This is a genomic window from Halorientalis pallida (genome assembly GCF_049605515.1).
Taxonomy (GTDB): domain Archaea; phylum Halobacteriota; class Halobacteria; order Halobacteriales; family Haloarculaceae; genus Halorientalis; species Halorientalis pallida_A.
In genome coordinates, this window is the sequence record NZ_CP187158.1 from 1,887,093 (window position 1) to 1,900,196 (window position 13,104).

The window sequence follows — 13,104 nt, forward strand, 5'->3', positions numbered from 1 at the left end:
TGAACCAACGAGTCCAGCCACTATAAGTACTGATATATTAGCGATATTTGTTGTTAATTGGTACGAACGCCGGACGTGAACCGTGCCACGATCCGCCTCTGTCGGTCACTCGGTGGCGACGCCACCGTAGCCGTACTGACCGTAACCCTGTCGACCGAGCCCGTGTTCGCTCGCCGGGGACGACTGTGTGGCCCCGTCGGTCGTCGGCGTGAACGACGTCGCTACCGTCACCGTCTCCGTCGCTGTGACAGTCGTCGACCCACTCGTGGTCCCGCCAGTCGAACCACCTCCACCGCCGGTCGAACCACCTCCACCGCCAGCGAGGTCCTCATTCGTGGCACCGCTGTCACTCGCGCCACTATCCGTCGTCCCGACCGTCGTCTCCACGGGTGTCACGGTCGGCACTTCCGTCGTCGGAATCTCGTCGGTCGTGACGACCGCAACCGTGTCTGCGGTCGGCGTTTCGGCGGTGGCGGTCGACCGCTCGGGCACCCGAGTCGTCGTCGGTGTCCCAGTCGTCGACGCGGGCGCGTCGGCAGATTCGGTCGCCGTCGGAGCCGACTGGCCGGTGTCGACCGGTGTGCCACCGTAGCCGAAGGTCCGGTCGGTCGTCGCCGTGCTCTCACGGGTTCGGTCCTCGGTATCGTCGAGGAACGGCACGAGCGCGACCGAACCCATCACGACGGACCCGAACTTCAGCACCGACCGCCGGGACAGATCCGGGAGCAACGCCTCCGGTCCTGCGTCGCGGTCTTCCTCGCCACCGGGTTCCGCGGGCGAGTCCCAGTTCTCGAACGGCACCGTCTCGGCGGTTTCGTCGAGTTCGGCCTCGGCGTCGTCCCCGTCGTCGGCACTGTCTCCGTCGAGTTCCGCGATGGTATCCCACTCCTCGAACGGAAGCTCGGACCCGTCCTCGCCCTCGAAACTGCCGTCGAATCCCATAGCTATCTGATCGAGCGAAGCGAATGGATGGCCGCACGTCCCCCACTACGTGTCTGTCCCGTCCGCTTCATCCGGTTACGGGAACCCGTTTTCCATGACCGACACTATATATTTTCGACTTTACTTTTTCAGAAAATACCCCGTGGCCGACGGGAGAGCGGGCCGGGAAAGCATTAATTACAACTGTACTGGAAGTAAGCCCTATACAAATGAGGTCGGTGGTCGCGGCGGTGTCTGGGGACGCCGACACGGTGGGTTCCGCGTGTGTGGGTGGAGACATCGAGACGGCCAGTGCCCGAGTCGGCTGTGGGGGAGGGGTACCGTGAGCCGGAACGCGGGACAGGGATCGTCCACCGACGACGCCGAGAGCGCTCCCGGCCGAACCAAACTGGAACAGTTGCGAGCCGAGAACGAGCGGCTCCGCTCGAAGCTCGACACGCGAGTCACCTATCGGCGGAGCGCCGCACTGTTGCTCGCCGCGGCCGCAGCGTTTCTCGCCGCGACACAGGTGTTTCCTGCCGAACAAGACGTGCTGATCGCGCTCGCGGGCACCGGGACGTTCGGCGCGATCTTGCTGGTCACTCTCACGGCCGAACGGCTCCTGCCGGCGCGGGTGACGGAGGCCGTCTGTGACACGACGAGTCGGAACCGGGCCGCCATCGCGCACAGCCTCGGCGCGGACGGCCCGATCAGGTACGTGCCGACGGACCCGGGACTCGTCCGCCTGTACGTGGCCGCGGCCGCGTACGATGGCGTGCCGCCGTCGGACGCCCTCACCGCGACGGTCGTCGACGAGGCCGAGTACTACGGGCTCGCACTCGAACCGACGGGTCGCGATCTGGTCGCCGAACTCGAACGAACCTCGGGCGACCTGCCCGACGAGGTCGACGCGGCGCTCCCCATGCTGTTCGAGGCCGTCACCGACCTGTTCGAGCTCGCCGACACCGTCGAGACGGTCAACTACGGCGAGTCGGCCGTCGCCGGCGGGAACCAGGCGACCGTCGAGATCACCGGGAGCGCCGTCGGCGACGTGACGGGGATCGACCACCCGATCACGTCGCTGATCGGCGTCGGCCTGGCGACCGTCGTCGACGGCCCCGTCGAAGTCCACGCCGCGACCGACGACGGCACGCCCCTGATTACCTTCGGCTGGCACGACGAGCCAGCCGACACCAGTGAGGCCAGCCCAACCGCAGAGCCAGCGACCGAGTGATGCGGTCGCCGTCCGACGATCATCCATCCCAGACAGTGCAGTGTCCGTGCGTTCGGATCGCAAATTCATCTCATTCGAAACTATCAAGATAGATTCGGCCGTAGGTTCGTGAAACGAGGATGGCGTGATCGGACCGTCGCCGCCACGTCGGTCGGCCGAGGGTGGGGTTCTCGGTCGATCCGGCGGATCCTGACTCGGGTGGGTACGTGGTCGACACGGAATCGGTCGGCGGCCCGGCCAGTCCGGTCAGTACGCCAGTTCCAACACAATGAGCAAAACACACGACAGAACGGTCGACGGTGGGGTGGCGGTGCTCGACGACGAGAGCGTTCCGATCGGGGAGCGCGTCCAGCGGCTCGTTGACTCGCACACGGGCGAGGATGCACGAGCGGCGATCGTCGAATACGGGACACGGATGCACGAGCGAGAAGCGGACGACCGCCGGCTCGAAGCGCTGGTACGCCTCGCACGCAAACACGGGTTCGAGGTGGCAAAGGCCGACTTTCGTCCGGACGAGGCGACGGTCGACGATCCGGAACCCTCGCCGGCCGCGGCGAGCGATGTCGTCGTCGAACCGCTCGACGCACAGGACGGCTGTATCGCCGTCGGGGAGAAACTCGATCTCGACGTGCAACTGCACAACCTGAGTGGGTACCAGGACGAACGGCCAGTGCGACTCGTCGTCGACGACGAACTCGTCCACGAGGTCGACGCCGTCCTCGACGGCGGGGAGACCGGGGAGATCTCGTACACACTCTGGTTCGACGCGCCTGGCGACTACCACGTCGAGATCGGCGGTCGCGAGTCCGTCGACATCGAAGTGCTGGAGCCGTCGAGCTGGACGGACGAGGAGCCACGTGTCTCCGAGTACGACCAGTCGGTCCCGGTCAACGTCCGCTCGACGGGCATCTTCGGCCGGGCAGGCGATCCTGACCGGAACGGTTCGGCGGCATCCGACAGTGCTGATCGGGACTGCGCCGAGGACGACGGGCCGGATGTCGAACCCATCGACGTTGATCGGTGTGAGTTCCTGTTCGATCCGGATGAGTCGGTGCCGGACGGCGTCGATGGTACAGGACTGGTCGTCGTCGACGACGAACACTATCTGGCGATAGCTCGGCTCGGAACGGAATCGATGGATTCGGTCGCGGACGAGAATCGTCGCTCACTCCGGAGCTACATCCAGCCGTTTCTGTCAGGACTGGATTTCGACACCGAGATCGTCGAGGTGCCCGCGAGTGTGACGGACCCAGCCCCCCGGATTTCAGAGGACGGGGTTGTAGAGGCCGACGACGCGGATCCGATCACGGTCGCGCTATCTGAGTGCCGTGAGGTGATCGCCGACGCCAGTGCAGACGCGGCTGCCGAACGTGAGTACTACGTCGTGACGCGACTGGATCACGGGATCGCAGGGACCGATGGCTTCGTCGACCGTCTCAGACAGGGCGGTCCCCTGTCGGGCCTGATGGGCTCGGGCGAGAACGCTCGCGCGACCATCCTCCGCGAGGTCGACGAGCGGATCGAGACGGTCGATCGAGTGCTCCGACCGCTGGACCTGTCGTTCCGGCGGGTCGAGTCACGGCGGGAAGGCCGCGAAGTACTCGCGCGTGTGTTTGCTACCGACAGTGGAACTCCGCCTTCGGCCACGGATCCGCAGAGTCAGTGACGGTGGAGCGCTCACGGGTAGAGGGTTGTTGGTAGCATCAGAGCGCAATTTCGAGGATGGTTTTGAGTGCTTCGTCGCAGGGTTTCCGGCAGACTTTCTTCCATATTTTAATTCTTTTAAAATAAAGTGCGGGTTTGTCTTTGGAGACGCCTCGATGGGGCGAGAGCCATATGTCGCTCTCGCACGTGTTGATGTGTACGTTTCCATCAGTGTATTCACCCTCGCCGTGGACCACATACTGCCAATCGAAGGCGTCGTCCCCATCGAGTGGTTCGCATGCGCGAAAACCTTCGGTATAGACAGTCATCGACTTCTGCTGGCGATCGCCGAGCAGGAGTCGAATGGTCGATTCCTCGGCGACTTTCGCCGAGTGACCGTACGTCACCTCCACTGCCTCGGTTAACGAGTACGAACACCGGCGGCTTGTCCTTATAATACATACGTCCCACGGCCGCGCGTGGACAGGCCAAGCGAGCGCGACGCGCCGGTCTGACCACACGCCGCCTTCCTCCCCCGATAAAAGAGCCCATCCCGTGTTTCGATGAGCAGGCTAGTGTCTATTTTTCTCCCGTTCCGGTCCACGAGCGCGAGAAAGTCACTCACATCAGTCACCTCCTTTCCGGTGTCATGGTGGTAGTCCGTCGTTGTAAGTGGAATATCGAAGCGGCGGTGTACTCACCACTCCTGAACGGCAGCACGCCTGTAGACCTCCTCGGCTCGAACCGCGACCTGATCCCAGTCGTACTGTCTCGCGCGTGCTACCGGGTCGGCCCCGCTGTCGTCCTCGGTCAGCGCATCGTTGAGTGCAGCCGCGACCCCGTCGACCGTTGGCTCCACGAGTCTGCCGTGATCCCCGATAACGGTCGATGCGGCGGAGTTCGGATGGTCCGCTGCGATCACCGTACAGTCCGCGGCCATCGCCTCGATGAACGTGATTCCGAATCCCTCACGGGTAGACGGTGACACAAACACGTCGGCCGCGCGCATGTGACCAAGCACGTCTTCGTAATCGTCGAGGAAGCCAAGGAAGTCGATTTGATCGGCGTGGTCGATTCCATCCGCCTGCTGTTGCAAATTCTCTGTTTCGGGCCCGTCACCGATGATTCCAAGTCGAACGTCTCGACCGGCTACGACCCTGTCGAACGCCGAGAGCAGGACATCAACATTCTTGTGTTCGATCAGGCGACCCGCGAACAACACGTCGTATCCATCGGCGGGTTCGGGGGCCGTTCGGACCTGCTTGACGTCGATCCCGTTCGGGACGGTCTCTATGTTCTCGCGGTCTGGCCCGATCTCGGCGAGCCGATCCGCAGTCACGTCCGATATTGCGACGGGATATTGTGGCGTTCGCGCAGTGACGGCCTCCACACCCGCTCCGAACGGCCACAGGTACCCCAAGTACTCCTTCCAGTACGACCGCCAGACCTCGTGCCAGGTCGTCACGAGCGGCGTATCCTGGCCGATACTGGCGAGCCGTGACGACAGGACGGGAAAATATGGAAACACGGACGCGACCACAACGTCGTGGTCCCGTTCGGCGAGTGCTGTCCGGAGCGGGCGTAGCAGCCGAACCGAGAAGTCGATCGCTTCGGTGATCGAGCGGCGTTCGCCCTCGTAGATTTCCGCGCTCGGTGCGACTGCCTGTAATGTCATTCCGCCTTGTTCGATCAGTTCCGGTCCGTCCCAGAAATGCCGCCCGTACACGGTCACTTCGTGGCCGTTCTCCACGAGTCGCTTCCCGATCTCGTGGATCCGCTTCTCCGCGCCCCCCTTCACAAACGGGTAGACGACATTCGAGACGAACGCGACGTTCACGTCTAACTCTGGTTGTTGCATAATGATATCTATTTCGACATCCAGTCCCGCACCGCGCCGCCGTAGCTTGGTCTCTACTCTGGATTGATCAGTGGGAAATCAAGAGAGCAAAATGGCAGGGGGCTAGCTTTCAATGGAATAATGGATTCCGAGGAGTCTTCGTCGGTATCTCTCCCGTCAGAACTGGTCACGGACCTCCGTGAGCGTGCTGAAGCAACCGGATACGAGGATGTCGACGAATACGTTGAACAGATACTAACCGCAGTGCTTGCGGAGGTAGAGTCTATCGAAACAACGACCGACGAAGAGGACGTGAAGAACCGCCTCAAGTCGCTCGGATACCTTGATCAGTAACGTTATGTGGTCCGTGGCTTTATCGGGCCCGATTTCTGCACTCATCCTGATCGAACCGCAACCCTAGAGCCGTGTTATCACATCTGTGGAGCGATCGCTTCAGCTGCCTCAACGATCCGTCGTTCCTCTTCTCGTCGTTCGCAGAGACGGTTGAGGTAGTCACGACTTGCCTGCACAACCGCAGGGTACTCCTCAGCGACATCGGTTCGTTCACCGGGATCCGCACGCGTGTCGAACAACAGATCACCGTCTGCTGTTTCGATGAATTTCCAGCCAGGGGCCCCGGAGCGCTCGCTCGTGTGGCGTGTACCCAACATCGTTCGCCCGAACAGCCCTACCTGTTCACTCTCCGAAACGGCTGGCACAAACTGTTGACCCACCGATGAGCGATCGAACTCACATTCTACCGTGAGGCCGTGAACGATGTCGGGGAGTTGGAGGAATGACACCTGTTCCGAGACCGCGCCCGAAAGGTCGGGGTGGTGTGCGAACAGTGGCATGTGTATATTTTCGTCTAACAGCTCGTTGAATCCATTGCCCGAGGTAATCCAAGGAATTGGCCGAAAACGCGACTGTATTATATCCTGCCCCGCTCAGTCGTTCCAGAATCGTTTCATTGAGCAATACGTGGCGACGGGGCCTGCTCGTCGGTTCAGCATTGATGTTTCCGAGACGGTTACAATTCACCCGTCAGACAGGAAGAGACTGAATAGGTCGTCCGTGGGCCTGGTGCGATGGCAACCGGAAAGTATAGACCGTCACCCCTGAGGCGCTGGATGTTTGGCGTGAATTTAGCCCCCGAATCTTCGTCACAGACATCGTGTCTGAGGCTGTCGGTTGTGAGCAGGATCTTAATCAATTTTTATAATGTTGCTGTTGAGTATAAATATGTTGTAGTTTTCAACGTTCGTCCGTCACCCAAGTTGACCCCCCGGAAGCCACAGTTGGATTGACTAAGACACCGGATTGCGTCACTCTGCCTTCGTAGTATCGGAGCCCGTCGACTCGTCCGGCACGTCGACCCACAGGTGTGTCACGCGGTACGCGTTCGCGATGGTGGGACCATCCGGTGGCGCCCCCCGATAGAGAAGGAAAGCGAGGCGAAGGTCTTCTCCGGTCATAGTTGGTGCGAGGGTAACTCGCCGATTCGTTGACTCGCCGTGGGCCAGTCGAGTGGTGTACCTATCGAGAGTCTCAGTTTCGATAACGGATAGCGCAGATGGTCTCGTGTCTTCTCCGTCAGTGTCTGTGCTGTTCGGCCCTCCATCGCGTACGCGCTGAAGTTGCACTACCACGGTGTAGTCGGTCGTTTCATATTCCTGATTCCCAATTGCGACTACTATTGAGTCCGTGCCGTTTTCTCCGATCATAGTCGGATACCCGTCCGCACTCAGTTCCTCTCCTTCCGCACCCGTAAGTAGGTAGAATTCGGAAAACCTCTCGTCCTGTGGTGGGACGGCTAACGTGTACCCGACGGCCCCGATCAAGAGCAGGATGCTCACGATTACTGCAACATTGACCACTCCTTTTTGCCAGGACCCTGGTGAACTAACTCCCTGCAGTGCAGACCTGATCGTAGAACCCAGTGGAAAACTGTACCGGGACCGAACCGGAAGTGATCGACGCCGGCGGATCGCAATGGCGGAACACAAGGTAGTACAGCCGACAGTCAGCACCAGAACAGTGGTGAGGTCAATCTGGAACGGGGAAAAGCTCAGCAGGACTCCGAACACTGCTAAAAGAGCCAGACTCATACTCACCGACAGGCCGATTCGGGCCGGTGTCCGAATATTCCCTCCGCTGTAATAATCGAACTCAAACGACGTCTCCTCAGTTTCCTGTCCCATCGGATAGAGAGCCGAGATTACGGCGTAGCCGGGCGATACAGTCAGGAATGGAAGAGTGATGATCGGACGAAGAAGCGTATCTTGGATACCTGGGGCCACGGACACGATGACTGACGCAAGTCCGAGCAGGACGGTGAACACGAGGTCAGTCGATCGATACGTCCCTACCACCGACTGCTCGGCGTCTGGGTTCGGAGACCCGTCAAGGTCGGTCATTCGTGCCACCGATCATCATAATTGTGACCTGAATTTATCTCCAACCGACACCTTTGGACGGGCGATAAGGAATCTGTCGGTTCTCGTTGACGAACAGTCTCGTTCATCCGCCCATTATCACCCCGAGTGCCCGATTGCTGACGACGATGACGAACACCACGAATCCCCCACGGATCATCCATCTAAGGTCTAACTGGTACGGTGTCAAGAGGTTTGGCGTTGAGTACAGTTCCACAGCGACCCAAAACATGAAAAATGACAGAATGTAGAATAGATCGAGCGTGAACGCGTCGAAGAGGTGTAACAGGGTGATGATCACCCCCTGTAAACCTACGGCTACTAATACTAGTTTCCGCCTATTGTCGTCATTCATATTATTTGCCCTCCAAGCGCGGCCTGGAATGGAAGTGTAGGCACTTGTCAGACCACGGTCGGCCGTCATGTCCGGGTTAAACAGTGGCCACTGGGCGCCTGCAGGTTCTGGTTCCGGCCACGCGTCGGCTGTAGGTATAACTCGACACTGGCCTTGTTAATCTTACTGAAGTTATTATAGGCAGGTATAAATATGGTGTATATGTATTTGAATTAAGGTAGTGCGAGAACGTCGCGTTCCGGAACCGTCCCGGATGTCCTCTAGGTGGAGCGCCACAGAGGAGTTCGTCGTCAGGTGTGCACAGTCCGAGGTAGTCAACCCGGATGCATTGGTAGACATCGCGAGGGACAGCGTAGACTGGGATCGATTTATCGAAACCGTTCAGCAACACGGAACCGCACAACTGACCGCTCGCACGATTGAGGAACACTGTGCTGGGTTCACGCCTGACCGAATCAAGAGTAAACTCGCCGCCGACCGACACCGAACCGCCAGACAGAACCTAGAGTACTCCCAGTCTCTGATCGACGTATGCAGTATGTTATCCGAGAATGGGATCCCAGTGATCCCGTACCGTGGACCAGTTCTCTCGCATATGACGTACGACGATGTGTCGTATCGGACGTTCGGAGACATTGACCTATTGGTCAGGCGCGACGATATCGACGATATAAAACGGTTGTTGCATAAAAAAGGATACGCTCCATTCTACTGGCTTTCGTCAACCGAGACGCTTTCGCGGACCCAGGAGTGGGCGTACACGAAGTTCTGTCGCGATTACCGGTTCCGGAACGAAACGGGATCGGTTATGATCGAACTGCACTGGAAAGTACTCTCGACCGATTTTCCGACTAACGTCACCCTGGGATCGGTCTGGGACCGCCGAGAGAATGCCCAGATTGGAGGCCAGGATATACACACATTATCGACTGAAGATAGGCTATTTATGCTCAGTATCCACGGGTCGCGCCACAACTGGACACGACTGCAATGGATCGTCGACATCGCGGAATTGCTAAGAACCGATTCCGTCGACTGGTCAACTGTGCTGCGGTGGGCCCGCGAACAAAACTGTCGACGGATGTTTGCGCTCGGCCCGTTGCTGGCGAATCGAATATACGGGACGCCGATATCATCCGCGCTCGAACGACAGGCAGCTGCCGATCCAAAACTCGAATCGCTCTGTGAGCGGTATAGGGATGGACTCTTTAGCGATGACTGGAAATCGGACGACAAATTCTTGCAGTCACAACTGTTAGATCGACGGCGTGATCAAGCGGCGCTGTGGCTCAAGTGGCTTTTCAAGCCGACACAGAAGGAGATAGAAATGATCTCACTTCCGTTCATCCTCCTACCGCTGTACTCACTCATCCGGACTGGTCGACTCTGCTGGAAGGGATTTAATTCAGTGGTTAAGTGACAATTAGTATCTTGGCGCGTAGCCATTGACCATAGCGTCACACGCGGAGACTATTCTCGGTAGACGGCGACTTCACCATTCGAGTATATGCGGTTATAACTTCTGTTCATCGCTCCTTCGGGGTCCCAGTATAGGACGTACTGGCCACCCAGCAGACGATAGATTTGGACATCGGTCCGGAGTGCGACGTACGTGTAATTCATTTCCGCAAGGGACCCGTTCAGAAGCGAATCATGTAAGTATCCGAATCGGTGGTAGCCCCAAACGGGAATTCCGGTCTGTTCGTAATCCGGTCCGGCAGCGGCTCTTGAAAAGTTCGCCCGCTTTTCCTGATAGAATACGTCCATGTAGACCGTTCGTGAGATGTGCTCGTTGACGAACAACTGTCCGCTGATTTCCTGTTCGGTCAGATATCTGTCGGCCTTCTTCGGTCCGTCCGGGGCGACTATCGGCGACAGTGGTCCAGAAATAAGGATCAGACCCACGACGGCTACGCTCGCAACTTTCGCACCTGGGAAGTTGCTCCTGCGGAAGCTCACTACACCGACCCCGATGAGCGTAGCGGCGAACACCGTCCCGTAAATATAGACTCGCCGGAACCTCGGAGCACTCCCTATGACGATTCCAGGAACAGAAAACCCAACCGTAATAAGTGCCACTACTTGTAGAAATCGGATATTATCTTTTCTAAACGATCGGAAGAGCCACAGGCCCGCTATTGCACCGACCGTCACGGGTAGAAAATAGTACATGAGATAGACGGCTCGCTGAAGCCGCGGGATCCTAAACGGTGCCCCTTGTCCCGACGACGCAGCCAGTATTCCGCCCGCCGCTTCGCCTCCCCCTGGGACCCCACTGCTCGTCTGAAAAATCAGAAGCAGTGCTCGTGTAACATAATCGGTGTAGTACAGCCATTGCAGGACAAGGGATATCACACTGAATCCGAACAAGAACACCCCCGCCCTGATAGAAACGGAGTCATCAAGAAACCGTGCCGCTGACGAGTACACAATAAAGGCACCCGCGATTGCTGTAAGTAGAAGAATTGGGACCTTATGTGTGATTCCTGCTGCCACAGTGAACGCGACAAGCAGTATTATGGTGCGGAGATCGTAATTGACCTCATTTGAGATTAGCACAAGGATGGCACTGGCGAGGAACAGACTGCCAATCGTCATCGGTATCGGTGCAACCGAGAACTGTATTGCAACGCCGCCGAGAGTGACGATCGACGCGGATATGAAGCCACCATCTTTGCTTTCCGAGATTCTGTCGGCCATGACTGCAGCGAATACTGGGAGCGTCAACGCGACTGCAATCGGGAAAATGACGTAGGCGTCTTGGACCGGCAAGCCGCTAACGATAGCCGCCTCCGCCCCGATAAGATTGTAGCCCGCGGCCTGTGTATAGAACGTTCCGGCAAGTTCATTAATGCCGCCGGTCGCGATAACAACTTGGCTCTTTACAGCTTCACGTCCAGGGTCATACCTCACCAACCCACTGACAAACAGGAACGCATAAACACGGGACAGCAATCCTAGCGTGATCAAAAAAGTTAGACTGATATCGTAATTCGCGTCAGTCCTGAGAACAGTAACTAAGAGTACAATCCCGGCTACGGCCAGGCCGCCGGTCAATCCGGGGTAAAGCGTACCTGTCGTGTGTGTATGGATGATCCCACCAGTGAAGGCGAGGCAGGAAAGGACGATACTCAGCTTTGCCCACGTGTTCACTAAAGTACATTTTATAGGTCCGACTATTCAATCTTGTGAAATTCCGGTTTCCAGTGTTCTGCTTCTGACGGCAGTCGTTCGGGGTCGCACATTACCGTTGCCTGCCCAGCATCATCTATGAGTTGTCAGGGATCTACTTTCGGAAAAGAGAATATTATAAATAGTTGAATTGAGAAAATATTAACAATGACACGCATAGCTCTGGTCGTTTTGGACACTCTTCGGAAGGATTTATTTGACGAGTACTTCGATTGGCTCCCAGGTATCCGATACGAAAATGCGTGGTCGACAGCACACTGGACAGTACCAGCACACGCATCAATGTTCACCGGCCAATATGCCTCAGAGGCTGGCGTCCACGCCCGGTCACACCACCTGGACACCTCGAAACCAACAATCGTGGAGCTCCTGTCGGAGGCCGGTTTCGATACTTTAGGATTCAGCTCAAATATGCACGTGACGCCGGAGTTCCAGTTCGACAGAGGGTTCCAGGAGTTCATTCAACACGGACGGGCCCGCTCAGAAACTGCTTTCCCGTGGAAACAGTACATTGAAGAAGGGGCGCTCCCGTGGCCAGTTGCTGCGCCAATTGCCCTGTTCAAGACGCTGGCTGGCCCGTACGATACCACGCTATCATTAGATAACCTCCGTCATGGACTCGAATGCAGATACCCATCCTTACTTGGTGCCAATAATACCAGCACGCCGAATGTACGGCGCTGTCTCGAAGATCGGTCTTTGGAGAAAGACACGTTCGTATTCATGAATCTGATGGAGGCCCACGCACCGTATCTCCATCCCAAGGAGTATCAGGAGCGGCGGTTTTCAAGAGCAGATGTTACACAAGAGTGGCATCAGATGTTCGCCGATGACGACACCGACTACGAGGCAGAGCGTGCCGCCTACCGAGGTGCAGTGAGGTACCTCTCCGATGAGTATCGGCGCCTTTATAAACAGCTCAAACACTTCGATTATATAATTACCCTCTCGGACCACGGCGAAGCCTTCGGCCGGAACGGCACCGTCGAACACGTTTATGGTGTGTCTCCTGCCCTGACTCACGTACCCGTTGTGATCTCTGGATCGGCGGTCAATGACACGGATCGTGTGGTCAACGAGCCAGTCAGTATTCGGGACGTATATGAGACAGTGGCAGACATGGCGGGCATTAACGCTGACTCTGATGGAACTCCGTTGCTCGCCGAGTCACTGGGTGATCCCGTCCGGACCGAGTATCATGGGATCACTCATCAAGAGCGGATTGAGATGCTCCACGAGATGGGTTTCAACGCGGAACAGATCCAGCGCTACGATACCCCTAAGTATGGCGTGGCGAGTGGGTCATCGTACGTCTATGAAACGATGGACGGTCTTTCGTTTACTGGAGGCGGGGATGAGGCGCGGCTTGAGTCGCTTCTCGAAACCGAGAAGGAGCGGATTCCAGATCTCGTCTTTGACGACGACAGTGAAGTTGACGATGAGGTCCAAGACCGGCTCGGACAACTCGGATACGTCTGATCAAAGG

Annotated in this window: 11 protein-coding genes and 1 pseudogene; 5 read left to right on the forward strand and 7 right to left on the reverse strand. The window is 57.9% G+C overall.

Annotation, left to right across the window (positions count from 1 at the left end):
* Nucleotides 1–105: 105 nt before the first annotated feature.
* A complete protein-coding gene (locus ACOZ4N_RS11265) occupies nt 106–942 on the reverse strand; it encodes a hypothetical protein (RefSeq protein ID WP_424016476.1) in 837 nt (278 codons plus the stop codon).
* Nucleotides 943–1,264: 322 nt separating this feature from the next.
* Here ACOZ4N_RS11265 and ACOZ4N_RS11270 point away from each other — a divergent pair, with 322 nt between their 5' ends.
* Together ACOZ4N_RS11270 and ACOZ4N_RS11275 are read left to right on the forward strand one after the other, a co-directional pair.
* The gene (locus tag ACOZ4N_RS11270) at nt 1,265–2,155 is read left to right on the forward strand and encodes a hypothetical protein (RefSeq protein ID WP_424016477.1); all 891 of its coding nucleotides are present in this window, start codon (nt 1,265–1,267) and stop codon (nt 2,153–2,155) included.
* Nucleotides 2,156–2,423: 268 nt separating this feature from the next.
* Nucleotides 2,424–3,821, forward strand: coding sequence for a hypothetical protein (locus ACOZ4N_RS11275; RefSeq protein WP_424016478.1), 1,398 nt, complete (start codon nt 2,424–2,426; stop codon nt 3,819–3,821).
* Between the two features lie 37 nt (nt 3,822–3,858).
* Here ACOZ4N_RS11275 and ACOZ4N_RS11280 read toward each other — a convergent pair.
* Nucleotides 3,859–4,301, reverse strand: a pseudogene (locus ACOZ4N_RS11280) (IS1595 family transposase); the annotation flags it as partial.
* Between the two features lie 195 nt (nt 4,302–4,496).
* Complete coding sequence (locus ACOZ4N_RS11285) at nt 4,497–5,636, reverse strand: glycosyltransferase family 4 protein (protein WP_424016479.1); 1,140 nt, start codon at nt 5,634–5,636, stop codon at nt 4,497–4,499.
* A gap of 141 nt (nt 5,637–5,777) precedes the next feature.
* Here ACOZ4N_RS11285 and ACOZ4N_RS11290 point away from each other — a divergent pair, with 141 nt between their 5' ends.
* The gene (locus ACOZ4N_RS11290; protein WP_424016480.1) at nt 5,778–5,990 is read left to right on the forward strand and encodes a hypothetical protein; all 213 of its coding nucleotides are present in this window, start codon (nt 5,778–5,780) and stop codon (nt 5,988–5,990) included.
* 77 nt (nt 5,991–6,067) lie between these two features.
* Here the strand turns inward: ACOZ4N_RS11290 and ACOZ4N_RS11295 are convergent, their stop codons facing one another.
* The 3 genes from ACOZ4N_RS11295 to ACOZ4N_RS11305 form a co-directional block, all read right to left on the reverse strand.
* Nucleotides 6,068–6,490: a hypothetical protein gene (locus ACOZ4N_RS11295; RefSeq protein WP_424016481.1), complete on the reverse strand. Its 423-nt coding sequence runs from the start codon at nt 6,488–6,490 to the stop codon at nt 6,068–6,070.
* A 471-nt stretch (nt 6,491–6,961) separates the two neighbouring features.
* Nucleotides 6,962–8,053 (reverse strand): DUF1616 domain-containing protein, encoded by a 1,092-nt coding sequence (locus ACOZ4N_RS11300; protein WP_424016482.1) that lies wholly within the window; start codon nt 8,051–8,053, stop codon nt 6,962–6,964.
* Between the two features lie 103 nt (nt 8,054–8,156).
* The gene (locus ACOZ4N_RS11305) at nt 8,157–8,426 is read right to left on the reverse strand and encodes a hypothetical protein (RefSeq protein ID WP_424016483.1); all 270 of its coding nucleotides are present in this window, start codon (nt 8,424–8,426) and stop codon (nt 8,157–8,159) included.
* A 220-nt stretch (nt 8,427–8,646) separates the two neighbouring features.
* Between ACOZ4N_RS11305 and ACOZ4N_RS11310 the strand changes: the two genes are divergently transcribed.
* Nucleotides 8,647–9,846 carry a nucleotidyltransferase domain-containing protein gene (locus ACOZ4N_RS11310; protein WP_424016484.1) on the forward strand — a complete coding sequence of 400 codons (1,200 nt, stop codon included), beginning with the start codon at nt 8,647–8,649 and terminating at the stop codon, nt 9,844–9,846.
* 50 nt (nt 9,847–9,896) lie between these two features.
* Here ACOZ4N_RS11310 and ACOZ4N_RS11315 read toward each other — a convergent pair whose 3' ends face one another.
* Nucleotides 9,897–11,579 (reverse strand): hypothetical protein, encoded by a 1,683-nt coding sequence (locus ACOZ4N_RS11315; protein ID WP_424016485.1) that lies wholly within the window; start codon nt 11,577–11,579, stop codon nt 9,897–9,899.
* Between the two features lie 186 nt (nt 11,580–11,765).
* Here ACOZ4N_RS11315 and ACOZ4N_RS11320 point away from each other — a divergent pair, with 186 nt between their 5' ends.
* Nucleotides 11,766–13,097, forward strand: a complete 1,332-nt coding sequence (locus tag ACOZ4N_RS11320; protein ID WP_424016486.1) for a sulfatase-like hydrolase/transferase — start codon at nt 11,766–11,768, stop codon at nt 13,095–13,097.
* Nucleotides 13,098–13,104 lie beyond the last annotated feature (7 nt).